This window comes from Novosphingobium sp. BW1, from assembly GCF_008107685.1.
Classification (GTDB): Bacteria; Pseudomonadota; Alphaproteobacteria; order Sphingomonadales; family Sphingomonadaceae; genus Novosphingobium.
The window spans coordinates 1-23,497 of sequence record NZ_VIRF01000082.1 but is presented as its reverse complement, the minus strand read 5'-3'; the positions used below and the strand labels follow the sequence as shown (position 1 = coordinate 23,497).

Annotated in this window: 21 protein-coding genes; 11 read left to right on the top strand and 10 right to left on the bottom strand. The window is 65.1% G+C overall.

What is annotated here, in order from left to right:
• Positions 1-92: 92 nt before the first annotated feature.
• Together FMM79_RS14895 and FMM79_RS14890 are read left to right on the top strand one after the other, a co-directional pair.
• On the top strand, positions 93-1,265 hold the full coding sequence (locus tag FMM79_RS14895; protein ID WP_148628252.1) for a patatin-like phospholipase family protein: 1,173 nt from the start codon (positions 93-95) through the stop codon (positions 1,263-1,265).
• An 84-nt stretch (positions 1,266-1,349) separates the two neighbouring features.
• Entirely contained in the window at positions 1,350-2,132 is a 783-nt protein-coding gene (locus FMM79_RS14890; RefSeq protein WP_148628251.1) for a 3-hydroxybutyrate dehydrogenase, read from the top strand.
• 62 nt (positions 2,133-2,194) lie between these two features.
• Here the strand turns inward: FMM79_RS14890 and FMM79_RS14885 are convergent, their stop codons facing one another.
• From FMM79_RS14885 to FMM79_RS21495, 5 genes are all read right to left on the bottom strand, one after another.
• Positions 2,195-2,398, bottom strand: a complete 204-nt coding sequence (locus FMM79_RS14885; protein WP_148628250.1) for a hypothetical protein — start codon at positions 2,396-2,398, stop codon at positions 2,195-2,197.
• 71 nt (positions 2,399-2,469) lie between these two features.
• Positions 2,470-3,798: a glutamate--tRNA ligase gene (gene gltX, locus FMM79_RS14880; protein ID WP_148628249.1), complete on the bottom strand. Its 1,329-nt coding sequence runs from the start codon at positions 3,796-3,798 to the stop codon at positions 2,470-2,472.
• A gap of 72 nt (positions 3,799-3,870) precedes the next feature.
• Positions 3,871-4,863, bottom strand: a complete 993-nt coding sequence (locus tag FMM79_RS14875) for a glutathione S-transferase family protein (protein WP_148628248.1) — start codon at positions 4,861-4,863, stop codon at positions 3,871-3,873.
• Between the two features lie 56 nt (positions 4,864-4,919).
• Positions 4,920-6,545, bottom strand: a complete 1,626-nt coding sequence (locus FMM79_RS14870) for an NAD+ synthase (protein WP_148628247.1) — start codon at positions 6,543-6,545, stop codon at positions 4,920-4,922.
• 222 nt (positions 6,546-6,767) lie between these two features.
• Positions 6,768-6,929, bottom strand: coding sequence for a hypothetical protein (locus FMM79_RS21495; protein WP_162853555.1), 162 nt, complete (start codon positions 6,927-6,929; stop codon positions 6,768-6,770).
• A gap of 167 nt (positions 6,930-7,096) precedes the next feature.
• Here FMM79_RS21495 and FMM79_RS14865 point away from each other — a divergent pair, with 167 nt between their 5' ends.
• The 5 genes from FMM79_RS14865 to metH all read left to right on the top strand — a co-directional run bounded on the left by FMM79_RS14865 (position 7,097) and on the right by metH (position 13,395).
• Positions 7,097-8,104, top strand: coding sequence for a metalloregulator ArsR/SmtB family transcription factor (locus FMM79_RS14865; protein WP_148628246.1), 1,008 nt, complete (start codon positions 7,097-7,099; stop codon positions 8,102-8,104).
• Between the two features lie 87 nt (positions 8,105-8,191).
• Complete coding sequence (gene metF, locus FMM79_RS14860; RefSeq protein ID WP_148628245.1) at positions 8,192-9,121, top strand: methylenetetrahydrofolate reductase [NAD(P)H]; 930 nt, start codon at positions 8,192-8,194, stop codon at positions 9,119-9,121.
• On the top strand, positions 9,121-10,167 hold the full coding sequence (locus FMM79_RS14855; RefSeq protein WP_148628244.1) for a homocysteine S-methyltransferase family protein: 1,047 nt from the start codon (positions 9,121-9,123) through the stop codon (positions 10,165-10,167). Before metF ends, FMM79_RS14855 begins: the two co-directional genes overlap by 1 nt.
• Before the next feature lie 16 nt (positions 10,168-10,183).
• Positions 10,184-10,726 (top strand): GNAT family N-acetyltransferase, encoded by a 543-nt coding sequence (locus FMM79_RS14850; RefSeq protein WP_148628243.1) that lies wholly within the window; start codon positions 10,184-10,186, stop codon positions 10,724-10,726.
• Positions 10,727-10,746: 20 nt separating this feature from the next.
• Positions 10,747-13,395: a methionine synthase gene (metH, locus tag FMM79_RS14845; RefSeq protein ID WP_148628242.1), complete on the top strand. Its 2,649-nt coding sequence runs from the start codon at positions 10,747-10,749 to the stop codon at positions 13,393-13,395.
• 129 nt (positions 13,396-13,524) lie between these two features.
• Here metH and FMM79_RS14840 read toward each other — a convergent pair whose 3' ends face one another.
• Together FMM79_RS14840 and FMM79_RS21490 are read right to left on the bottom strand one after the other, a co-directional pair.
• Positions 13,525-13,803, bottom strand: coding sequence for a hypothetical protein (locus FMM79_RS14840; RefSeq protein WP_148628241.1), 279 nt, complete (start codon positions 13,801-13,803; stop codon positions 13,525-13,527).
• 328 nt (positions 13,804-14,131) lie between these two features.
• Positions 14,132-14,287: a hypothetical protein gene (locus tag FMM79_RS21490; protein WP_162853554.1), complete on the bottom strand. Its 156-nt coding sequence runs from the start codon at positions 14,285-14,287 to the stop codon at positions 14,132-14,134.
• A 194-nt stretch (positions 14,288-14,481) separates the two neighbouring features.
• Here FMM79_RS21490 and recQ point away from each other — a divergent pair, with 194 nt between their 5' ends.
• Positions 14,482-16,359, top strand: a complete 1,878-nt coding sequence (recQ, locus tag FMM79_RS14835; RefSeq protein WP_148628240.1) for a DNA helicase RecQ — start codon at positions 14,482-14,484, stop codon at positions 16,357-16,359.
• Positions 16,360-16,377: 18 nt separating this feature from the next.
• Here the strand turns inward: recQ and FMM79_RS14830 are convergent, their stop codons facing one another.
• Together FMM79_RS14830 and FMM79_RS14825 are read right to left on the bottom strand one after the other, a co-directional pair.
• A complete protein-coding gene (locus tag FMM79_RS14830) occupies positions 16,378-17,034 on the bottom strand; it encodes a DUF2726 domain-containing protein (RefSeq protein ID WP_148628239.1) in 657 nt (218 codons plus the stop codon).
• 89 nt (positions 17,035-17,123) lie between these two features.
• Complete coding sequence (locus FMM79_RS14825) at positions 17,124-18,587, bottom strand: L,D-transpeptidase family protein (protein ID WP_148628238.1); 1,464 nt, start codon at positions 18,585-18,587, stop codon at positions 17,124-17,126.
• 172 nt (positions 18,588-18,759) lie between these two features.
• Between FMM79_RS14825 and FMM79_RS14820 the strand changes: the two genes are divergently transcribed.
• Positions 18,760-19,713: a DMT family transporter gene (locus FMM79_RS14820; protein ID WP_148628237.1), complete on the top strand. Its 954-nt coding sequence runs from the start codon at positions 18,760-18,762 to the stop codon at positions 19,711-19,713.
• A 155-nt stretch (positions 19,714-19,868) separates the two neighbouring features.
• On the top strand, positions 19,869-22,544 hold the full coding sequence (gene acnA / locus FMM79_RS14815) for an aconitate hydratase AcnA (RefSeq protein WP_148628236.1): 2,676 nt from the start codon (positions 19,869-19,871) through the stop codon (positions 22,542-22,544).
• A gap of 352 nt (positions 22,545-22,896) precedes the next feature.
• Here the strand turns inward: acnA and FMM79_RS14810 are convergent, their stop codons facing one another.
• On the bottom strand, positions 22,897-22,998 hold the full coding sequence (locus FMM79_RS14810) for a PEP-CTERM sorting domain-containing protein (protein WP_148628235.1): 102 nt from the start codon (positions 22,996-22,998) through the stop codon (positions 22,897-22,899).
• 55 nt (positions 22,999-23,053) lie between these two features.
• Here FMM79_RS14810 and FMM79_RS14805 point away from each other — a divergent pair, with 55 nt between their 5' ends.
• Complete coding sequence (locus FMM79_RS14805) at positions 23,054-23,494, top strand: hypothetical protein (protein WP_162528521.1); 441 nt, start codon at positions 23,054-23,056, stop codon at positions 23,492-23,494.
• Positions 23,495-23,497 lie beyond the last annotated feature (3 nt).

Below are 23,497 nucleotides of genomic sequence, written 5' to 3'. Positions count from 1 at the left end.
AGGCGCCTGCAGCCGCACGCGCCGTTGCAACTGAGCCGATCAAGGCCCATATGTTGCAACGCACCATGCCCTGATCGCGAGGGGAAGCCCCCATGAACTACCAGGATACGCCGATCCGCGCCCCGTGGGGCCCGCATGCCAGCCGTTCCGGACGCGAGGCGGGGACCTACACCGTGCTTGTCCTACAGGGCGGCGGCGCGCTCGGCGCCTACCAGGCGGGGGTCTACGAGGCGCTCGCGAACGAGGACATGCGCCCGGACTGGATCTCGGGCATTTCCATCGGCGCGATCAACGCCGCGCTCATCGCGGGCAATCCTGTCGGCGAACGCGTGAAGGCGCTGCGTGCATTCTGGCAACGGGCATCCTCAGAACTGCTTTACAAGTTGGACGAGCCCATCGGCTTTGCGCGGCGCACTTTCAACGAGGCTTCCGCGCTCTTCGCCTCGACGCTCGGCATCCCAGGCTTCTTCAACCCGCGCATTCCCATGCCGCTACCCGAATGGCCCGCCGAGTTCGGCACGCTCTCCTATTACGACACGACACCGCTGCGCGCGACATTGCTCGAACTCGTCGACTTTGACCGGATCAACCGGGGCGAAACCCGGCTCAGCATCGGCGCGGTCAACGTGCTCAACGGCAACTTCGTCTATTTCGACAATCTGGAACGCCCGATCGGGCCCGAGCATATCATGGCAAGCGGCGCCCTTCCCCCGGGCTTTCCGCCGGTCGAGATCGATGGCGAATGGTACTGGGACGGCGGCCTCGTCTCGAACACGCCGCTGCAATACGTGCTCGACAACCGCCCCCCTTGCGCGATGGAAGTCTTCCAGATCGACCTTTTCGCCGCGCGCGGCGAAGTCCCGCGTACGATGGCCGACATCGCCCAGCGCGAGAAGGACATCCGCTTCTCCAGCCGCACCCGCCAGGGCACCGACATGTCGCGCAAGCTCCAGGCCCTGCGCGCTGCGGCGCACCGCCTTGCCGACAAGCTGCCCGAGGACCTGAAGGACGATCCGGACCTCGCCAAGCTGCTCTCCTGCCGCCCGGAAGGCCCGGTCGCGATCATGCACCTCATCAACCGCCCGCGCGGCTATGAGACCAATTCGAAGGACTACGAGTTCTCCCGAATGACGGTCGACGAGCATTGGGAGGCGGGCAAGGCGGACGCGATCTTCTCGCTCGAACATCCCGAATGGCTGGAGCGCACTATCGAGCCCGACGAGATCGCCACATTCGACCTTGCCTGCGAGCGCGAACGCGGCTGAATACGCGCAGGGAGATCGCCGACCAGGCACCGCACACGAACGGGCAGCCTCGTTCCCAATGAGATAACTGGAGAGAGCACGCACATGAAACTGAAGGACAAGGTTTGCATCGTCACCGGCGCGGCCAGCGGCATCGGCCTCGCCATTGCCCGCAAGTACGCCGAGGACGGCGGCAAGGTGGCCATCGCCGATCTCAACCAGACCGCCGCGCAAAAGGCCGCCGACGAGATCACGCGATCCTACGGAACCGATGCCATGGCGGTCGCCATGGACGTGACCAGCGAGGAGCAGGTGGAGGCCGGTGTCCAGGCCGTGGTGGATGCCTGGGGCACGGTCGACGTGCTGGTCTCCAACGCGGGCATCCAGATCGTGAACCCGATCGAGCAGTTCAAGTTCGACGACTGGAAGAAGATGCTCGCGATCCACCTCGACGGGGCGTTCCTGACCTCCAAGGCGGTGATCCCGCACATGTACAAGCAGGGCTCGGGCTCGATCATCTTCATGGGCTCGGTCCACTCCAAGGAGGCGAGCAAGCTCAAGAGCGCCTACGTCACCGCCAAGCACGGCCTGCTGGGCCTCAACCGCGTGATCGCCAAGGAAGCGGGCCCCAAGGGCGTGCGTACCAACGTGATCTGCCCGGGCTTCGTACGCACCCCACTGGTGGAAAAGCAGATCCCCGAGCAGTCGAAGGAACTGGGCATTTCCGAGGACGAGGTGATCAGCAAGGTCATGCTCGGCCAGACAGTCGACACCGAGTTCACCACAGTCGAGGACATTGCCGAAGTCGCGCTGTTCTTCGCCGCATTCCAGACCAACGCGCTCACCGGCCAGTCGCTGCTGGCCAGCCATGGCTGGGTTATGGAATAAGAGGTGTACAAGGTACTGCGGATACGGCCGCGCGAAAGGCGCTGGCTGCGTCCGCAGCCCCCTCAGGGCCGACGCAAAGGCGCCTTGCCCTCATCCTGGATCACCACCGCGCCGCCCAACATGCGCGGCACTATCCAGGTAACCGGTAGGGCCGCCACGAAGGCCAGCGCGATTACGGCGAGAAACACGTAGCCGTCGACAAGAACGATCCCCATGAGGGCCGTCATCGCCAGCGAATGTACCGCCATCATCATCACAATGCCCATCGCATAGGTCCCTTGTGACCTGCTGATGGGCAGGGCTTAGGACGGGCCAACCGCGCGGACCTTGACGCACGTCAAACGGCGCGCAGGCGCTCCAATGCGGCGTCGCGACCGATAAGGGGCAGCATCGCGCCCATGTCGGGCCCGTGCTCCATGCCCGTCAGCGCGAGGCGCAAGGGAAGGAACAGCGCCTTGCCCTTGCGGCCCGACGCCTCCTTGAGCGCGCCGGTAAGCGCCTTCCACACGCCCGCGTCCCACTCGAGCCCCGCCAGCACCTTGCCGGCCGTGCCGAGATAGGCCCGGTCCTCCTCGGCCAGATCCGGCGCGGCAACGGGGCCGGTGACGACCTGCCACCAATCCGTGGCCTCGTGGACGTAAGCCAGATTGGGACGCACCGCATCCCAGGCCGTCGCATCCATCCCCTCCGGAAGACGCCCCGCCACGGCCTCGTAGGGCAGGGTGTGGACAATAGCGGCATTGACGCGCCCCAGTTCGGTCTCGTCGAAACGCGCCGGGGCCCGGCCGAAGCGCGAAAGATCGAAGCTCGCCGCCAGGTCCGCCAAACGCAGCGCCGGATCGACCGGATCGGACGTTCCCAGGCGCCCCAGAAGGGCAATCAGAGCGTCGGGTTCGATGCCATCTTCGCGCAGCTGCGCCATGCCAAGCGAGCCCAGCCGCTTGGAGAGCTTGCCCTCGGTGCCGACCAGCAGCGCTTCGTGGGCAAAGCGCGGGACCGTGCCGCCCAGCGCCGTGAACATTTGCACCTGCGCTGCCGTGTTCGAGACGTGGTCCTCGCCGCGCAAAACGTCGGTCACGCCCATTGCGATATCGTCGATGACCGAGGGCAGCATGTAGAGCCAGGAACCATCGGCGCGCCGGATCACCGGATCCGACATCATCGCCGCATCGAAGGACTGGGGGCCACGAATGCCATCCACCCAGGCAATCGGCTGGTCGCGGTCGAGCTCAAAACGCCAGTGCGGGGCTTCTCCCGCGGCCACTTTCTGGGCCTTCTCCTCTTCGGAGAGGGCAAGCGCGCCGCGGTCGTAGATCGGGGGCAACCCGCGGCCGAGCAGGACCTTGCGTTTCAGTTCGAGTTCCTGCGGGCTCTCCCAGCACGGGTAGACGCGGCCCTCGCGCTTCAGACGCTCGAACTCGGCCTCGTAGAGGGCGAAGCGCTGCGACTGGCGCTCCTCACCTTCGGGTACGATGCCCAGCCAGGCGAGGTCCGCCCGGATCGCCTCCACATAGTCCTCCCGCGAGCGCGCCGCGTCGGTGTCGTCAATGCGCAGCAGGAAGCGTCCGCCCGACCGCTTGGCCAGCAGCCAGTTGTGCAGGGCCGTGCGGATGTTGCCGACGTGAAGGAGGCCCGTGGGCGAAGGAGCAAAGCGCGTGGTAATCATAGCTCCGCGCGATTACGCGCCGCCGCGCACGAGGTCAAAGGCCTCTTTTCCTTCGCGCGCGACAACGTCGACCTAGTCGGCAAGTCCCCCCATGCCCTCACGCCCATGCGGCGCGGCCAGGTCCATGAGCGGCCCGGCCGGCACGATCCCGGTCGGATTGATGGTGCCGTGGCTCTGGTAGTAGTGCCCCTTGATGTGCCGGAAATCGACCGTCTCGGCGACGCCAGGCACCTGGTAGATATCGCGCAGATACCCGGAGAGGTTCGGATAGTCGGCGAGCGAGTGCAGGTTGCACTTGAAATGGCCACGGTACACCGGGTCGAAACGCACGAGCGTAGTAAAGAGGCGAATATCGGCCTCTGTCAGGGAGTTGCCGACAAGGTAGCGGCTCGCCGAGAGACGCGTCTCGAGCCAGTCGAGCGTCCCGAAAAGGGGATAGACCGCCTCCTCGTAAGCCTCCTGGGTGGTCGCGAAGCCGGCCTTGTAAACGCCGTTGTTGACCGTGTCATAGATCCGCGCGTTGAAGGCATCGATCGCCTCTCGGTGCGCCTCGGGATAATAGTCCCCCGGACGTGCCCCCAGATCATCGAACGCTGTGTTGAACATGCGAATGATCTCGGCCGATTCGTTGCTGACAATCGTGCCTTTCGTGCGGTCCCAGAGCACCGGTACGGTCACCCGGCCCGAATAGTCCGGCTTCGCCGCGGTGTAGACCTGGTGCAAGTACTGCGCGTGGTGGATCGGATCGGGCACCACGCCCGGCCCTTCGGCGAAAGTCCAGCCGTTCTCGGCCATGTGCCAATGCACGATGGAGACAGGGATCATGGCCTCCAGCCCCTTGAGCGCGCGCATGATTAGCGTGCGGTGCGCCCAGGGGCAGGCCAGACTGACATAGAGGTGATAGCGCCCGGCTTCCGCCGCGAAGCCGCCCTCGCCCGACGGCCCCGGGCTGCCCTCAGCCGTCAGCCAGTTGCGGAAGGCCGACTTCTCGCGCTCGAACTTCCCCTTGTTGGCCTCGGTATCGTACCAGACATCGTGCCACTGGCCGTCCACCAGCATTCCCATAAATCATCTCCATTCACCGGTTTCGCGAGGCCGCGGACCGGCTCGTCGTTCACCTCTCAACTGCGAAACGCATGAGTGATCGGATAGCGCCGATCCCGCCCGAAATTTCTTGGGGACAGTTTTACGCCCAGCGGCGACTGGCGGCGCAGGGCTTCGCTCGCATGCAGGCGCTCCTCGATATGACGCAGTGCCGCGCGCGGAAATCCGTCGGCGACCATCTGATCAATGCTCTTGTCGTGCTCGACAAGGCCGAACAGCATCGCATCAAGGCGCTCGGCATCCTCCACGCCTGTGGGAAGCGGCGGCGTGCGGGAAAGCATCGAGGCGGGAAAAATCGTCCCTTCCGGCCCCAGCCCGATATGCGGGACCGCACCGTTGCGCCATGCGGCGAGCTTGGCGACCGTCGTCGCGTAGGCGTCCTTGAGCGGGCCGTAGCCGCCCGTCGAACTCGCGCAGGAGGGCACGCGACCAAGACTGAAATCGCTCTTCGTTGCCGAGGATAGCAGCATCGCCCCCTGGCTCTCGGCAAAGGCGCCAAGCACTAGCGCGCGCATGCGGGCGGCAAGCCGCTCGCCCGCCTCCGGCTCAGGGCCGGCGAAGCAGACGTCCAGGGCCTCCAATGCCTCAGCGATGCGCGAATCAAGCGTGATTTCCCGGCAGGTAACGCCAAGTTCCTGCGCACAGGCACGTGCATCCTCCAGCGCTTGCCCGCCACCTGCCAGCGGCGGAACCAACGCCAGGGTCACGCACTCGCACCCCAGCGCATCGACGGCCAGTGCGGCCATCAGCGCCGAATCACGCGCGCCGTCGAGACCCACCACCACGCCCTCGCAGGAACTGCGTTCCACGAAGTCGCGCAGAGCCAGCACCATGGCGCAGTAAATCGTCTCGGGCTGGGGCGTTTCTTTCGCCAGGCCGCCCCGGTCGCAGCGCCAGCCCCGCGCGGTGCGGGTCCACGAGGTCTGCAAGACCTGCTCCTCCCAGTCCCGCGCACGCGCGGCAAGCTGGCCATCACCATTGACGACAAAGCTTCCACCATCGAACACCAGCTCGTCCTGCCCGCCTACGCGGTTGAGATAGGCGAGCGGAATGCCGGTGTCGCTGGCCCGGCGCCGGGCGATGCCTTCGATTCGCAAGGCTTCCTTGTTGAGCTCGTAGGGGCTGCCATTGATGCAGATGAACATCTCGGCGCCGAAGTCGGCGAGGTGACGGCACACTTCCGGGCGCCAGATATCCTCACAGATCGGCACCCCGATCATGGTGCCGCGCAGGATCACCGGCTCGGGCAAGGGGCCGGGCTGGAACAGGCGCATTTCATCGAAAGTGCCGTAGTTGGGGAGTTCGTGCTTGAAGCGCACCGCCGCGATCCGCCCCTGGTCGAGCAGCGCCACGCCGTTGTGCAGCGCGCCATCGCGTACGAAGGCTGATCCCACCAGCATCGCCGGACCGTCATCCCCGCTCGCCTCGGCCAGTCGTTCGAGTTGGGCGGCCGCCTTTTCGATCAACGCGGGCTTGAGCACCAGGTCCTCGGGCGGGTAGCCGATCAGGTGGAGTTCGGGAAAAACGACGAGATCCGCGCCGCGCGCTTCGCGCCGGGCCGCGAGAATCGAATCCGCATTGGCGCCGACATCGCCGACCGATTGGTTGAGCTGACCAAGCGCGATCCGGAAAGCATCGAGCATGGGAGCAGGTGATGCCGCATTGCAGCGGATCGCGCAAATATCTTCGAAGTTCGGCGCGCATCGTTTGCAAAAACATGGGCCAAAAACGAAAAACCCTCCCCGAGAGGGGAGGGTCTTTGTCCACTTGGCTTAAGTGGGTCTTTCCGATGTCCCGGCCGAAACCGGGTGGAAAGCCGTGGAGGGCTGCCGGAACACGAGGCGCCGGCCAACCCTCCTAACGGATTACATCGCCTCGGTCGGAACCTCGGTCGGAGCGTCCGTCGCCATCATGTCACCGGGCACGGTTTCAACCGACTCGGTAGCTTCCGGAGCCGGAGTCTCGCCACAAGCAGCGAGAGCCAGAGCGGCAGCCGACGCGAACGCGGCGAAAGCAATCTTCTTCATGCGAATCCCCTTGCATTGTTTGGCCCACGGGCCAACGCTTGCAGGCAAGCCTGCGGACGCCTCTTTAAACGAGACGATGGTGCAACGCAAATAGGAAGTATGGGGGGCGGAAGCCGCCTCAAACCTTGGGGTTGCACGGATATAAAGATATCTTTATGTCCACTCACATGCAAATCGACCCACTTCTGAGGGCCCTTTCGGAGCCGACGCGCCTTCGCATCATGCGTTTGCTCGCGCACATGGAGCTCTCCGTGGGCGAACTTGCGCAAGTGCTGGGCCAGAGCCAGCCGCGCGTTTCGCGTCATGTACGGATCCTGTGCGACGCAGGGCTGTCCGAACGCCGCAAGGAAGGCAGCTGGGTGTTCCTGCGCACGGCCGTGAGCGAAACCTCCGAGCCCGAGATGGGCGCGGCCGCCGCACGCCTGCTCACCATTGCCGAGCGCGACGACCCGGAATTTGCGCATCGCTGCCGCGATGACCGGCGCCAGCTCGCCTCCATCCGCGAGGCACGCGAGGCCAACGCGCAGGCCTACTTCGCGCGGCACGCGCCCGAATGGGATACGCTGCGACAGCTTCACGGCGCCGACGAGCCGGTCGAGGAGGCGCTTATCACAGCGCTTGGCTGCGCGCCGGGAAAACGGACCGGAAAACTGGGCGCTCTGCTAGACATCGGCACCGGCACCGGCCGCATGGCCGAACTTCTGGCCGACAGCGCAAGCCACGTCACCGCGCTCGACCGCAACCCGGAGATGCTCCAGATCGCGCGCGCCCGGCTTCAGGCGCTCCCCGCCGACAAGGTCGATCTGGTGCGCGGCGATTTCGTCGACCTGCCCTTCGATTCGGGCAGCTTCGACACCGTGCTGTTCCACCAGGTGCTCCACTTCGCGCCCTCGCCCGGCCCCGTCCTCGACGAAGCCGCGCGCGTTACGCGTGCAGGAGGTCGCATCGCCATCGTCGATCTGGCCGCGCACGAGCGCGAGGAACTTCGTGAGCGGCATGCCCACGCCCGACTCGGTTTCTCCGATGCACAGATGGCCTCGCTCATGGCCGACGCCGGTTTCGCGCCCGCCCCGCCCATAGCCCTTCCGGGTGACACCCTGACGGTGAAGATCTGGACCGCCGAGCGCCTGCCTTGCCCTGCTTCCACGCCTGCCCCTGCCCCGGCCTCTGCCTGAGACGCCGGTTCACCTGCCCTTTGCCACGACTGTGCCCTTAAAGAGGCGCCATAGCCCCAAGCGGCCCAAGCGAAAGATTGCGAAGCGATGACTGTTACGACCCGACGCGCCGAAGCTGCCACGTCCGCCCCCTGCGGGGATACGCCGCTGTTTGGCGAAATGGCCGGAGACATTGCGGTCTCCTATGAATTCTTCCCGCCCAAGACCGAGAAGATGGAGGCCCAGCTGTGGGACGCTATCACCGAACTGGCCCCGCTAGCGCCGAAGTTCGTCTCGGTCACCTACGGCGCGGGCGGCTCGACGCGCGAGCGCACACACGCGACGGTCGCGCGCATCCGACGTGAAACGGACCTGGTGCCGGCAGCACACCTCACTTGCGTTGCGGCCAGCAAGGCCGAGATCGACGAAATCGCCGATGAATACTGGGATGCAGGCGTGCGCCATATCGTGGCGCTGCGCGGTGATCCGCAGCCCCAGGACAACGGCATCTTCCGCGCCCACCCCGAAGGCTACGCCAGCGCCGCAGCGCTTGTGGAAGGACTGAGAAAGCGCCATGACTTCGAGATCTCGGTCGCCGCCTATCCCGAAATGCACCCCGAGGCGTCGAGCGCGCAGAGCGATCTCGACAACCTCAAGCGCAAGATCGACGCGGGCTCCACCCGCGCAATCACACAGTTCTTCTTCTCAGCCGACGCCTATTTCCGCTTTCTTGACAAGGCATTGGCAGCCGGCATCACCGCGCCGATCGTACCTGGCATCATGCCCGTCACCAACTTCGCCGCGATCCGGCGCATGTCCGCTAATACCGAGATCCCCACCTCGCTCGAAGCGCTCTTTTCCGACCTCGACTCGCGTCCGGGTCCGCGAGCGCTGGTCGCCGCGGTCGCCGCGGCCGACCTGTGCAAGCGTCTCTACGACGGGGGTGTGCGCAACTTCCATTTCTATACGCTCAACAAGGCCGACCAGACCTACGCGATCTGCCAGCTGCTCGGCCTGCGCCCCAAGGAGACCGTCTAATGACGCCCCGTGAAGCCTTCGAGGAGCAGGCCCGCCGCCGCATCCTCATTACCGACGGGGCCTTTGGCACCGAGATCCAGAACTGGAAGCTTTCCGAAGCCGACTACGCGGGCGATCTGGCTCTGGGCCATGACCAGAAGGGCAACAACGACATCCTTGCCCTCACCAAGCCCGAGGTGCCCGAGGCCATCCACCGCGCCTACTTCGAGGCCGGCGCGGACATTGCCGAGACCAATACCTTCTCGGCCAACCGCATCAGCCAGGCCGATTACGGCGCGCAAGGACTCGTGCGCGAGATCAACGTCGCCTCCGCCCAGCTAGCGCGCAAGCTGGCCGACGAGTTCACCGCGAAGGACGGGCGCCCCCGCTTCGTTGCGGGCGCCATCGGCCCCACCAACAAGACCCTCTCGCTCAGCCCCGACGTGAACGACCCGGGCTACCGCGAGATCGACTGGGACACGCTTGTCGATGTCTACAAGGAGCAGGCCACGGCGCTTGTCGAGGGCGGCGCCGACTTCATCCTGATCGAGACCGTGTTCGACACGCTCAACGCCAAAGCGGGGATCATGGCCGTGCGCCAGCTCGAGGCCGAGCTGGGCCGCGAGGTTCCGATCATGCTCTCGATGACGCTGACCGACCTGTCGGGCCGCAACCTCTCGGGCCACACGGTCGAGGCGTTCTGGCACGCGGTGCGCCATGCCAAGCCGCTCACCATCGGGCTCAACTGCTCGTTCGGTGCGACCCAGCTGCGCCCGCACGTCAAGGTCCTCTCCGAGATCGCCGACAGCCTCATCATGATCTACCCCAACGCAGGATTGCCCAACGAACTGGGCGCCTACGACGAGATGCCCGAAACCACGGCAGGCTTCGTGAAGGAATGGGCCGATGCGGGGCAGGTCAACGTGCTGGGCGGCTGCTGCGGATCCACGCCCGCACACATCGCCGAGATCGCAAAGGCGGTGGAGGGCCTGCCCCCGCGCCGCGTGCCCGAGCTTGCGCCTATCACCCGCCTTGCCGGGCTCGAACCCTTCACCATGGCCGCCTGACGCAAAGACACCTTACATGACGAACATGCCTATCTGGCGCATCCGGGTTGCCACGCCCGAAGATGCCGAAACTCTCTCGCTCATTGGCTCGGCCACGTTTCTGGAGGCCTTCGCAGGCGTCGTCCACGGTCAGGGTCTGCTGGCCCACTGCCGCACCTCGCATTCGGCCGAAACCTACCGCCGCTATCTGGAAAGCGGGGGGCGGATCTGGCTCGCTGAAGTCGAACCCGGTCACGCGCCTGTGGGCTATGCCCTCACCTGCACACCTGAACTCGATCAAGCGAAGGACGGCGACGTAGAGCTGAAGCGCATCTACGTGCTGGCGAAATTCCAGGGCACGGTGATCGCGAGCGCGCTCATGCGCAATGTCCTGGAAGCCGCGCAGGCCGACGGCCACAAGCGCCTCCTGCTCGGCGTCAAGAACGACAACCAGCGTGCCTTGAGCTTCTACGCCAAGAACAACTTCGAGACGATCGGCTCGCGCAGCTTCGATGTTGGCGGCGTGATCTATGACGACTTCGTGCTGGCGCGCCCGCTCGCCGCACTCGCCACCACCTGACCGGATCCCGGGGGGACACCATGACCGAGACTTCCGCCTCTGCCGCCACGCCCGCTTCGGCCTCGGGCTCGCGCTTCGTCAACATTGGCGAACGCACCAACGTAACTGGCTCTGCCAAATTCAAGAAGCTTATCATGGCCGGCGACTATGCCACTGCGGTCGAGGTCGCGCGCCAGCAGGTCGAGAACGGCGCGCAGGTCATCGACATCAACATGGACGAGGGCCTTCTCGACGCGCTCGAGGCGATGACCACCTTCCTTAACCTGATCGCGGCCGAGCCGGACATCGCGCGCGTGCCGATCATGATCGATTCGTCCAAGTGGGACGTGATCGAGGCGGGCCTCAAGTGCGTTTCGGGCAAGCCCATCGTCAACTCGATCTCGATGAAGGAAGGCGAGGAGCCGTTCCTGAAGCAGGCCCGCACCTGCATGGCCTACGGCGCCGCGGTCGTCGTCATGGCCTTCGACGAGACCGGTCAGGCCGACACCAAGGCGCGCAAGGTCGAAATCTGCACCCGCGCCTACAAGCTCCTGACCGGCATCGGTTTTCCGCCCGAAGATATCATCTTCGATCCCAACGTTTTCGCCGTTGCCACCGGCATCGAGGAACACGACCGCTACGCACTCGACTTCATCGAGGCCGTCGCCGAGATCAAGGCCGCCTGCCCACACGTTCACTTTTCGGGCGGGCTCTCCAACCTCTCCTTCTCGTTCCGCGGCAACGAAACGGTGCGCCGCGCGATGCACTCGGTCTTCCTTTACTACGCGATTCCCGCCGGGCTCGACATGTCGATCGTGAACGCTGGCCAGCTCGACGTCTACGACCAGATCGACCCCGCCTTGCGGGAGGCCTGCGAGGACGTGATTCTGATGCGCACGCCCAAGGCGGGCGGCGATCAGACCGCGACCGAACGCCTGATCGAACTGGCCGAGAGCTTCAAGGGCAAGGACAAGGCGCAGGAAAAGGCCACGCAGGAATGGCGCACCTGGGAGCCGGTCAAGCGCATCGAACATGCCCTCGTGCGCGGCATCGACGCGCACATCGTCGATGATACCGAGGAAGCGCGCCAGGCGATCTTGGCACGCGGAGGGCGCCCGATCGAGGTGATCGAAGGACCGCTGATGGACGGCATGAATGTCGTGGGCGACCTGTTCGGCTCGGGCAAGATGTTCCTCCCCCAGGTGGTGAAGTCGGCGCGCGTCATGAAGAAGGCCGTGGCCCACCTCATCCCCTTCATCGAAGCCGAAAAGGACGCCAATTCCAAGGCCAAGGGCCGGATCATCATGGCCACCGTCAAGGGCGACGTCCATGACATCGGCAAGAACATCGTGGGCGTCGTGCTGCAGTGCAACGGCTACGAAGTCATTGACCTTGGCGTCATGGTCCCCTGGTCGACGATCCTGGAGACCGCGCAGAAGGAAGACGTCGACATCATCGGCCTCTCCGGCCTCATCACTCCTTCGCTCGACGAGATGGTGACAGTGGCCGAGGAAATGCAGCGCGCGGACATGAAGATCCCGCTCCTCATCGGCGGGGCGACGACCTCCAAGGTCCACACCGCGCTGCGCATCGATCCGGCCTATACGGGCGCCGTCATCCACGTGCTCGACGCCAGCCGCGCGGTTGGCGTCGCCTCGCAGCTTCTCTCCGATACGCAGGCCGAGGGCTACATCGAATCCGTTGCCATTGACTACGAGAAGGTGCGCGAGGCCCGCGCGGGCAAGGGCAAGCGCGACGTACTTCCCATCGCGGATGCCCGCGCCAACGCCTTCAAGCCCGACTTCGCCGACAAGGCGCCGGCCCCGATGCAGCCCGGCCTGCACGTCTTCGAGGAATGGGACCTCGCCGATCTTCGCGAGACCTTTGACTGGACGCCCTTCTTCCGCGCCTGGGAACTGGCGGGTACCTACCCGGCCATCCTTGACGATGAAGTCGTGGGCGAAAGCGCGCGTAATCTGTTCGAGGACGCGCAGAAGATGCTCGACACCATCGTCGAGGAGAAGTGGCTCACCGCCAAGGGCGTCTGTTCGTTCTGGGAGTGTCACCAGGATGGCGACGACGTCCTGCTTGCCGACGGCACGCGGCTTCCCATGCTGCGCCAGCAGGTTGAGAAGTCGCGCGACCGCGCCAACTTCTGCCTCTCCGACTTCGTCGATCCGGCGGGCGACTGGCTGGGCGGTTTTGCCGTGGGCATCCATGGCATCGATGAACACATCGCCCGCTTCAAGGCCGCGCACGATGACTATTCCGATATCCTTCTGAAAGCGCTTGCCGACCGCTTCGCCGAGGCTTTTGCCGAGCGTCTCCATCGGCACGTGCGCACCACGCTCTGGGGCTATTCGCCTGAGGAGCAGCTCACCAACGAGGCGCTCATCCGCGAGCAGTACCGCGGCATTCGTCCGGCTCCGGGCTACCCGGCCTGCCCCGACCATTCCCTGAAGCCGATCCTGTTCGATCTCCTGCGCGCGCAGGACACCGCAGGCATCACGCTCACCGAAAGCCAGGCCATGCTGCCGACCTCGGCGGTTTCGGGCTTCTACTTCGCCCACCCCGAGAGCCAGTACTTCGGTGTCGCGCGCATCGGGCGCGACCAGTTGGAGGATTACGCAGGGCGGCGCGGTGTCGACATCGCCACCGCCGAACGCTGGCTGCGTCCCAACCTCGATTGAGTGGGACACGAAAAGAGGCGCCGCCCACCCCCAGGGGAAGAGGTGGACGGCGCCGGGAAGACCTGTCGGCGTGGTTCTGTGCCGTTGGGCGGGGCAAGGCCGTGTTCGGCGGCCGCCCCACCGGCGCACTCAATGGACCAGCGGCGGACCGGCAGGCTTCATCTGGGCAGTATGGGCAGGGGTCGCCGCTCGGGCTTCGTCCGCGATACATGATTCAACCGTAAGCAGCGCAAAGGCGGCATCGGCCCCGAAGTGAACCAGTTCGTTGATGATCGGATCGGTCGCAACGCCCTGTTCGTGCGCAAGCGCCTTCAGCGTACGCGCCAGTTCGGCAAATTCGCACTCGTTCAACCAAGCCGTGTGGCATTCCTCGAAACGCACACGTGCGTCGTGCAGCATCGCTCCCATGACTTGTACCTTTTCCCGTAGTGTTCTTGCGGTTCCGTTGGCGACCCCGATACAATCGATTGTAACCGTTGATCGAGTGAGAGCAATTATCGCGCAAGCACTCCAAGAAGCGCTTAAAACAGCCATGCGGGTTCGCCCGCCTGGGATGTGAAAGGAAAAGTTACCACGCGCAAGCCCGCAACTTGGTGGGGCCCATGCCGTGCACGGGACAGGTCTTGTCCGAAGGGATGAGATAGAGGGGACTGCGGTCCCGACGCGATGGCGCACCGGCGGCGGGCCATCGTCCACTCCCACGCACCATGGTTTGCGTGGGAGAGGCAAGGTGGGGTCAGAACAGGCGGTCGAGCAGACGACCGAACAGGCCGCGGTTACCGTCCATCGGCTGGATCGGACCATAAGTGTGGAAGCGCTGATGCGCATCGCGATGCGCCCGCGGCAGGATCGATTCGTGCGGGCGACTGGAATGGTAAACGTAAGACGACATGATGTGATCTCCATGAACCAGTTGTCGTGAAATAAACTCGCTGCGGCCCAAAAAGTGCCCGCCAATCGTCACAAGCGCGGGTTCCAACTTCGCAAGCCCCCACCTTCGCCCCGCGCCCCTGCCCTGCGAAAAGCGGAGGAAAGCGTCTCTTCGACGGGTTCCGCGAGGGCGTCGGCTCTGCCATAAGCAGCCCCGTGAACGACGACGACTGGCCCTTCGAGACGACCTTCTACGGCGATGACGACGACTGGCAGAGCGACCTTGCGCCGCCCGTCGACAACACGCCCGCCCCGCCCCCTTCTGCAAACCGCGTGCGCGAGGCGCTGCAGGCGACCTTTGGCTTTTCCGGCTTTCGCGGGGTCCAGGATCAGGTGGTGGACCGCGTGCTGCAGGGCCAGTCCACGCTGGCGGTGATGCCGACCGGCGCAGGCAAGTCGCTGACCTACCAGCTTCCCGCTGTGCTGCTGGAAGGCACCTGCGTGGTCGTCTCCCCGCTCATTGCACTGATGCACGACCAACTGCGCTCCGCGCGCGCCAACGGCATCCGCGCCGCGACCCTCACCAGCGTCGATGCCGACTGGCGCGAGACCCTCGACGCCTTTCGCGCGGGCCAGCTCGATCTTCTCTATATCGCGCCCGAGCGGGCCAGCCAGAGCGCCTTCCGCGAACTCCTGTCGAGCACCAAGATCGCACTTTTCGCCATCGACGAGGCGCACTGCGTCTCGGAATGGGGGCATGATTTCCGGCCCGACTACCGCCTGCTCAAGCCACTTCTCGACGCCTTCCCGCAGGTCCCCCGCCTGGCGCTGACCGCGACGGCCGACCGCCACACCCGCGCCGACATCCTGACCCAGCTCGGGATCGGCGAGGATGGTCTCATCGTCGCCGGGTTCGACCGTCCCAACATCCGCTACGCGATCCGTCCGCGCGACAGCGTGGCGCGCCAGCTGAAGGGCGTGATCGACGAGAACCCGGGCCCGGGCATCATCTACGCGCCCACCCGTGCGCGCGTGGAGCAGCTTGCCGAGACGCTCGCGAAATCGACCGGCCGCCCGGTCCTGCCCTACCACGCGGGCCTCCCCTCCGAAGTGCGCCAGAAGAACCAGGCCGCCTTCGTGGCGAGCGAGGACATGGTGATGGTCGCGACCGTCGCCTTTGGTATGGGCATCGACAAGCCCGACGTGCGCTTCGTCGCCCACGCCGGGATCCCCAAGTCTATCGAAGGCTACTACCAGGAAACGGGCCGCGCCGGGCGCGACGGCGATCCTTCGATTGCCGTCATGTTCTGGGGCGCGGACGACTTTGCCCGCGCGCGCATGCGGCTGGCCGAAGTCGACGAGGCCCGCCAACAGAGCGAGCGCCAGCGCCTCGAATCGCTCGCGGGCCTGATCGAGACCGCCGACTGCCGCCGCGCCGTTCTCCTCCGCCACTTTGGCGAGGACCCGCCCGCCAAGTGCGGCAACTGCGACACCTGCCTTGAACCGGTCGATGTGATCGACGCGACGACGCTGGCGCAGAAGCTGCTCTCGGCGGTCTACCGCACCGGGCAGACCTATGGCCTTGGACACCTCGAAAAGGTCCTGACGGGCGTTACCGACGATCGCGTGCTCCAGCGCGGGCACGACCAGCTGTCGGTCTTCGGCATCCTGCGCGAGGAAGAAAAGCCGATCCTCAAGGCCCTGGCCCGCGCGCTTCAGGCCCGGGGCAGCCTTGTCCCTACCGAGCACGGCGGGCTGGCACTGGGCGGCGATGCCCGCGAGATCCTCAAGAACGAGGCCGCGGTGATGATCGTGCGCCCACCCAAGAAGGAACGCGGCCGCCGGGGCCGCGCGGCAGACCAGACACCCAACCCGGTCGGCGATCCGCTCTTCGATGCCCTGCGCGAGTTGCGCCGCGATCTCGCCAAGGACCAGGGCGTGCCGCCCTACGTCATCTTCCACGACGCCACGTTGCGCGAGATGGCCTCGATGCGCCCCTCCAGCCTGTCCGAACTGGGCTCGATCACGGGCGTGGGCAGCCGCAAACTTGACGCCTACGGCGAGGAATTCCTCCACGTCCTCCAGCAGTTCTGAGGCGCGACGGCGCGATAGTCATTCATGGTCGACCCGACCGGATTGCCGCAGCAGCTTGGCGACCGCAATTCGCACATCCGAAGGACTGTCTCCGCTCGCGACCTCCACGTAGCCGATTCCCGCTTTGCGTAGAGCCTCGCGTTTCACAGCATCGCGCGCGGCAGCGTCGCGCCCGAGATGATGCCCCGTCCCCTGGAACTCTATGGCGTGAAGCGGCTCATACGCATCATTGACGATCAAAAGGTCCACGCGCTTCGAATTGACAGCAAAGTACGCGTCCTGGTCGTCACTGCGCACGATCTCACCCATGCTGACTTGCGCCATGACCCTCCAATCCGGGGCACCCTCGCGAACACATGTGTCGAGCACAGACATTAGACGCCTCTCCGGACGGTTGAGGAGAGGCTGCGCCGAAAAATCGGCATCCATGACAATATCGAGCTGGTCCGTCGCAGAGACGCGCGACGTCGCCGAGCCCGCCTCCTTCGCTGCTGGTCTTTGGCGGACCGAGGGACGAGAACCCTTGGTCTTGCGCTTCTTCCAGTAGGCACGGCGCTCGGCGCGCTTCGAAGATTCAACGAAACGCTCGACCGCCATTCCCAGCACGCCACCAAACGCGAGAACAGCAATGAGCAAATGGGGCTTGTCGATCAGCGCTGAAATCTCATCTGGCATGATCCAAAGACTAGGCCAGATTACTTAGCAAAATGGAAACCGGAGGAGAGCGCAAGGGAAGCGCCCTCCTCCGGTTTCTGTACTTTATATTACAGCGGGTTATCCAGCTTGATGACTTCCTCTTCGCTCTTGCGCTGCGAGGTCTTGAGCTGGCGGGGCTGCTGGAAGCTTTCAAGCACCGGGGTGTCGCGCTCGTAGATGTCGTCGAAAGTCTCCAGGTTGCCCTCAATGTCGCGCGCGATGGTGAAGTAGGTGAGATAGACCGGGAAGGTGCGGGTCATCTCGACCTTCGTGTACTTGCCCGAACGCGAGATATCGGCGGCCTCGCTGCCCGACATGCCCGCGCCCAGGATCGCCATCGTCATGCCCAGTTCGACCGCACGCTCGGTGCGGATGCAGCCGTGGCTGTAGGCGCGCACCTCGTGGTTGAAGTACTGCTTGGACGGCGTGTCGTGGAGGTAGATCGCGTGCTCGTTGGGCATGTCGATCTTCATCATGCCGAGCGAATTGTTCGGACCCGGCTGCTGGACAACCCAGACATTGCCGTTGGCGTCCTTGGTGGCCTTGTAGCCGGCATTGCGCGCCCAGGTCGGGTTGTTCAGAACCTTCTGGCCCAGCCCCTCCCCCTTCACGATTGACTGCGGCACGGTCCAGGTCGGGTTGAACACGACCGCCGAGACCGTCTCGGCCAGCTGCGGCGTCGCGGTGCGTCCCGGCTTGCCGACGACCGTCTTGTAGGTGCGGATGATCTTGTTCTTGACCGTGAGGCGCAGCTGGAACTCGGGCACGTTGGTCAGAAGATAGACTTCGCCCAGATCGCGCTTGAGCCAGCGCCAGCGATCCATGTTGGCCATGATGAGGAGGCGCCGGTCCTTCTGCGCTTCGGGCGTCGCGGCCAGTTCCTCCTTGAGCGCGGCGTAGTCCGGCACGGTCGGCGCCAGCGCGGCGACGAGACCGGGAATATCGTGCGCTGCCAGGGTCTGGGCCATCACCTTGCCGGTGGGCATCTCGTCGCGGTCGGGATCGACCGCAAACCACTGCACGCGCGCGGGCATGGGCGTGCGCCCGTCGCGCAGGTCCTCGACCAACCAGCCCATGAGCTTGCTCGCCAGTTCGTCGAGCGCATCGCCCTCGCCCGCCGCGATCGCGGCCTCGAGCGCGTCGGGCTGATAGTCGGCGGGAAACAGCCCCTCGCTCCCGATTCCGCGGATCGTGGCGAGAAGGTCCTGCGCGTCGGAGATATTCCAGGGCAGTACCGGTGCGGAGAGGAAGAGTTCCTGCACCACCGGCTCGGACGTGGTGCGCGTCCGCGCCCCCTCGCTCACCACGGTTGCGGTGGTTGGCGCCGGAGCCTTCTGCGGCGCACGCGGGGGCGCGGAGTTCGGCGTTGATGTCGCCGCCGGCAAGGCTTGCGCGGCAGGCGAATGCGGGCGGGGCAGGATGTCTTCAGGGCCGCTCTCGGCGCGACTCTGCGCCAGCACCGGCTGAGCCAGGAGGGAAAGCGCCGAAAGACTCGAAAGAAGGCCACAGGCCTTGCGCTGGATGCTGCTCATTTTGCTTCGAAATCCGCCCGAATAATACGTGTAGGCCGCATAGCGACCGTGCGCATCACGGCCACCGATCCGGCGATGTGAACGCCAGTATAGCACGTCCGTTCCGCATCGCGCCTGTCGCTACGATGAATTGCTTGCGAATAACCGGCGCTTAACCCACAGCACTCGGACCATGACGCAGCCCGCTTACGCCTCCGATACCACGCCACCGGCCCCATCGGCCCTGCAGTCCGCGCTGCCGGTCCTTGCCGTGGTCGCGGGTATCGGGACCTTCAGCGCAATGGATACAACGATGAAGGGCGCCTCGATCGCGCTGGGCGTCTACTCCGCGCTGCTCCTGCGCAACGCGCTGGGGACGCTCTTCGCCCTGCCGGTCTGGCTGGCAACCTTGCGCGCCTCTCGTCCCAAGATCGCCGCCGTCTCGCGTCGCCTCGCGCCAGCGCGCCTGCAACTCCACGCCTTTCGCGCCGCGGTTACGACCTGCATGGCGGCACTCTTCTTCTATGGACTCGTCCGCATTCCCATGGCCGAGGCGATCGCGATCTCGTTCATATCGCCGATCATCGCGCTGTTCCTGGCAGCCTTGCTCCTGGGGGAGGTCATTCGCCCGCAGGCGATCGTGGCCTCGCTGCTCGGCATCGCTGGGGTGATCGTGATCGGCGGCGGACGATTGGGCGCGCTCGGCACCTCCCCCGAGACGCTTAAGGGGATCGCGGCCGTGTTGTGTTCGGCCGTGTTCTATGCCTTCAACCTCGTGCTGCAGCGCAAGCAGGCCCTGCTGGCAGGCCCCGGCGAGATCACGCTGTTCCAGAACCTGTTCTCGACGCTCCTCGTGGCCTTGCCCGCCCCATGGCTTTTCATCCTGCCCACAGGCCCGGTCTGGGGCCTGATCGCGGCGGGGGCCCTGCTCGCCACGCTCGCGCACCTATTGCTTTCTTGGGGCTATGCGCGCGCCGAAACGCAAGTGCTGGTGCCGGTCGAGTACACCGGCTTTGCCTGGGCCGCCTTGCTGGGCTGGCTGTTCTTCGGCGAAAACGTGGCGCTTGCGACTGTTGCCGGAACATTTCTAATCCTCGTCGGATGCTGGGTCGGTACGAGAAACAAAGTTTCACAACCCACCCCCTAGACCTATGCAGGAGGCCCTCCCTCTTGACCTTGCGCCTTTCAGCGCGCATCGGCGAGCCGACGAACCCGTCTGTCGCGTTGCAACACGCCCGAGGACTATGCGTTCAACGGCCTGAACCCAAGCGTCAGACATCACAGGAAGGGAACAACGCCCACATGACCCAGGTCGGACAGGATACGCTCGGTACCCGGAGCACCATGACCGCCGGCGGCAAGACCGTCGCCTACTACTCCTTCAAGAAAGCCGCCGAAAAGATCGGCGACGTATCGCGCCTGCCCTTCTCGATGAAGGTGCTGCTCGAGAACATGCTGCGCTTCGAGGACGGCGGCTTCACGGTCTCGACCGACGACGTCCAGGCCGTGGCCGACTGGCAGAAGAACCCGGTCACCGGCTCGGAAATCCAGTACCGTCCAGCCCGCGTCCTTCTCCAAGACTTCACCGGCGTTCCCTGCGTTGTCGACCTTGCCGCGATGCGTGATGGCATTGCCGCGCTCGGTGGCGACACCAGCAAGATCAACCCCCAGGTTCCCGTCAACCTCGTGATCGATCACTCGGTCATGGTCGACGAGTTCGGCACGCCCCAGGCGTTCGAACAGAACATGGAGATCGAGTACCAGCGCAACATGGAGCGCTACGACTTCCTCAAGTGGGGTTCCAAGTCGCTCGACAACTTCTACGCCGTCCCCCCGGGCACCGGCATCTGCCACCAGGTCAACCTCGAGAACATCGCCCAGAGCGTGTGGACCGAGAACGACCAGAACGGCGAAATCGTCGCCTACCCCGACACCTGCGTCGGCACCGACAGCCACACCACCATGGTCAACGGCCTGGGCGTCCTTGGCTGGGGCGTGGGCGGCATCGAAGCCGAAGCGGCCATGCTCGGCCAGCCCGTCTCGATGCTCATCCCCGAAGTCGTGGGCTTCAAGTTCACGGGCGAGCTGAAGGAAGGCGTGACCGCCACCGACCTCGTGCTGACCTGCACCAACATGCTGCGCAAGCACGGCGTGGTCGGCAAGTTCGTCGAATACTACGGCGAAGGCCTTGCCACGCTCAGCCTCGCCGACCGTGCGACGCTTGCCAACATGGCCCCGGAATACGGCGCTACCTGCGGCTTCTTCGGCATCGATGAGAAGACCCTGGAATACCTGCGCCTCACCGGCCGCGAAGAAGGCCAGATCGAACTGGTCGAAGCCTACGCCAAGGAGCAGGGCTTCTGGATGGATCCCTCGAACCCCGAGCCGGTCTTCTCCTCCAGCCTCGAACTCGACCTTTCGACCGTCGTGCCCTCGCTCGCCGGTCCGAAGCGCCCGCAGGACAAGGTCGTCCTCACCGAAGTCGACGATGTCTTCAACAAGGACATGGCCGAGCTCTACAAGCGTGACCGCAAGTCGGTCGACGTCGATGGCGCGGACTACAAGCTGACCGATGGCGACGTGATGATCGCCGCGATCACCTCGTGCACCAACACCTCGAACCCCTCGGTTCTCGTGGCCGCCGGCCTCGTTGCCAAGAAGGCCGACGAGCTGGGCCTGAAGCCCAAGCCCTGGGTCAAGACCTCGCTGGCCCCCGGCTCGCAGGTCGTCACTGACTACCTCGAGAAGGCGGGCCTCCAGGCGCACCTCGACAACGTCGGCTTCAACCTTGTCGGCTACGGCTGCACCACCTGCATCGGCAACTCGGGCCCGCTCGCCGAGCCCCTGTCCAAGGCAATCAACGAGAACGACCTCGTCGCTTCGGCCGTCATCTCGGGCAACCGCAACTTCGAAGGCCGCGTCTCGCCGGACGTGCGCGCCAACTTCCTGGCCTCGCCGCCGCTGGTTGTCGCCTACGCCCTGAAGGGCACCGTGGTGGAAGACTTCACCACCACCCCGATCGGCACCGGCAAGGACGGCCAGGACGTGTTCCTCAAGGACATCTGGCCGACCAACGAGGAAGTAACCACCACGATGAACGCGTGCGTGGATCGCGAGATGTTCCAGGCCCGCTACGCCGACGTCTACAAGGGCGACGAGCACTGGCAGGCTATCAACGTCACCGGTTCGGAAACCTACGCGTGGAAGCCGGCTTCGACCTACGTCGCGAACCCGCCGTACTTCGAGGGCATGGAAATGACCCCGGCGCCGGTCTCGGACATCATCGAAGCCAAGCCGCTCCTCATCCTGGGCGACTCGGTCACCACCGACCACATCTCGCCCGCCGGTTCGATCAAGGCAGACAGCCCGGCCGGTGAATGGCTCATGGAGCACCAGGTCGCAAAGGCCGACTTCAACTCCTACGGCTCGCGCCGTGGCCACCACGAAGTGATGATGCGCGGCACCTTCGCCAACATCCGCATCCGCAACGAGATGGTCCCGGGCACCGAAGGCGGCTACTCGTCGTACAAGGGTGAAACCATGGCGGTCTACGACGCCGCGATGAAGCACGCGGCCGATGGCACGCAGCTCGTGGTCGTGGCCGGCAAGGAATACGGCACCGGCTCGTCGCGTGACTGGGCGGCGAAGGGCACCAACCTGCTGGGCGTGCGCACCGTCATCGTCGAGAGCTTCGAGCGCATCCACCGCTCGAACCTGGTCGGCATGGGTGTGCTTCCGCTCCAGTTCAAGGACGGCGACACCCGCGAGACGCTCGGCCTGACCGGCGACGATGCCTTCACCATCAAGGGCGTTGCCAACCTCAAGCCGCGCCAGGACGTCGAAGTCGAAGTGACCCGTGCGGACGGTTCGACCTTCACGTTCACCGCTCTGTGCCGCATCGACACGGCCAATGAGCTGGAATACTACATGAACGGGGGCATCCTTCAGTACGTCCTGCGCAAGCTCGCAGCCGACTGATCCGGCGCTCAGCCGAGGCCCTCATGGACCTTTCGAAAACCCCGTCCGGCAGGCGCCGGGCGGGGTTTTCCGCGTTTGAGGCCCGGTCATGGACGGAACGGGAGAAGCTGGTCATGATTTCCGCGAGCCAGCGCCCTCGGTAACCCGGAAATTCCGGGCATGAGGCACTCGCCCAATCTCGCCGCGATACAGGACGGGGCGACAAGCAATCGCCTCGCCAAGGCGGCTCTCACAAGCTGACGTAGACATTATGGGGAACCCGAGGGCGATGGCTCTCGGTTCACTCTCTGCCCTTGCCTGGCTTGTGGATGTCCGTACCTTTTGAGCGGGCTGGAAATCCCGCGAACCTGCGTCAGGCTTGGACGGTGTCCTTGTCCCGACGCGCCAGGCGGCTGCGCGCGAAGAGCGCAGCGGCAGCGGCACCGAAGAGGATCAGCATCGGCGGTTCGGGCACGTCAATTGGCGGAGGAGGAGCGGGGGGCGTGTAGCCGCCCGTCGTGGATCCCCCGGTGGTCGTAGTGGTATCACCGCCTGTCGAAGTCGATGTGGACGTGCTGGTCGAACTGCTCGTTGAACTCGACGTGCTCGAGCTCGTGCTCGTGTTGCCGCCCGAGCTTGTCGATGTACTCGTGGTGGTCGAGCCATCGTCGCCCCCCGAACTGGTCGAGGTACTGGTGGTGGTCGTCGTCGAACCCTCGCCGCCCGAAGAGCTCGACGAAGATGAGGAGGACGATGAAGAGGAACTGGAACTGGACGAGGACGAGCTGCTCGACGTCGAGCCGCCGGTCGTGGTCGAAGTGATGACGACGTTGCCGCCGCTCGACCCGCCGCCTCCGAAGAACCCGCCGAAAAAGCCTCCCCCGAAGCCCCCGATAGGACCACCGCCGATAACCACAGGCGTACCGCCGCTGCCGCCTGCGGGCATCGGCGTGGGGGCTGGCGGAATGTAGGGC

Bases quoted from the DNA above. Each gene is read 5' to 3' on its own strand.
- FMM79_RS14895 (WP_148628252.1), top strand. From the start codon at position 93: ATGAACTACCAGGATACGCCGATCCGCGCCCCGTGGGGCCCGCATGCC.
- FMM79_RS14890 (WP_148628251.1), top strand. From the start codon at position 1,350: ATGAAACTGAAGGACAAGGTTTGCATCGTCACCGGCGCGGCCAGCGGC.
- FMM79_RS14885 (WP_148628250.1), bottom strand. From the start codon at position 2,398: ATGGGCATTGTGATGATGATGGCGGTACATTCGCTGGCGATGACGGCC.
- gltX (WP_148628249.1), bottom strand. From the start codon at position 3,798: ATGATTACCACGCGCTTTGCTCCTTCGCCCACGGGCCTCCTTCACGTC.
- FMM79_RS14875 (WP_148628248.1), bottom strand. From the start codon at position 4,863: ATGGGAATGCTGGTGGACGGCCAGTGGCACGATGTCTGGTACGATACC.
- FMM79_RS14870 (WP_148628247.1), bottom strand. From the start codon at position 6,545: ATGCTCGATGCTTTCCGGATCGCGCTTGGTCAGCTCAACCAATCGGTC.
- FMM79_RS21495 (WP_162853555.1), bottom strand. From the start codon at position 6,929: ATGAAGAAGATTGCTTTCGCCGCGTTCGCGTCGGCTGCCGCTCTGGCT.
- FMM79_RS14865 (WP_148628246.1), top strand. From the start codon at position 7,097: ATGCAAATCGACCCACTTCTGAGGGCCCTTTCGGAGCCGACGCGCCTT.
- metF (WP_148628245.1), top strand. From the start codon at position 8,192: ATGACTGTTACGACCCGACGCGCCGAAGCTGCCACGTCCGCCCCCTGC.
- FMM79_RS14855 (WP_148628244.1), top strand. From the start codon at position 9,121: ATGACGCCCCGTGAAGCCTTCGAGGAGCAGGCCCGCCGCCGCATCCTC.
- FMM79_RS14850 (WP_148628243.1), top strand. From the start codon at position 10,184: ATGACGAACATGCCTATCTGGCGCATCCGGGTTGCCACGCCCGAAGAT.
- metH (WP_148628242.1), top strand. From the start codon at position 10,747: ATGACCGAGACTTCCGCCTCTGCCGCCACGCCCGCTTCGGCCTCGGGC.
- FMM79_RS14840 (WP_148628241.1), bottom strand. From the start codon at position 13,803: ATGGGAGCGATGCTGCACGACGCACGTGTGCGTTTCGAGGAATGCCAC.
- FMM79_RS21490 (WP_162853554.1), bottom strand. From the start codon at position 14,287: ATGTCGTCTTACGTTTACCATTCCAGTCGCCCGCACGAATCGATCCTG.
- FMM79_RS14830 (WP_148628239.1), bottom strand. From the start codon at position 17,034: ATGCCAGATGAGATTTCAGCGCTGATCGACAAGCCCCATTTGCTCATT.
- FMM79_RS14825 (WP_148628238.1), bottom strand. From the start codon at position 18,587: ATGAGCAGCATCCAGCGCAAGGCCTGTGGCCTTCTTTCGAGTCTTTCG.
- FMM79_RS14820 (WP_148628237.1), top strand. From the start codon at position 18,760: ATGACGCAGCCCGCTTACGCCTCCGATACCACGCCACCGGCCCCATCG.
- acnA (WP_148628236.1), top strand. From the start codon at position 19,869: ATGACCCAGGTCGGACAGGATACGCTCGGTACCCGGAGCACCATGACC.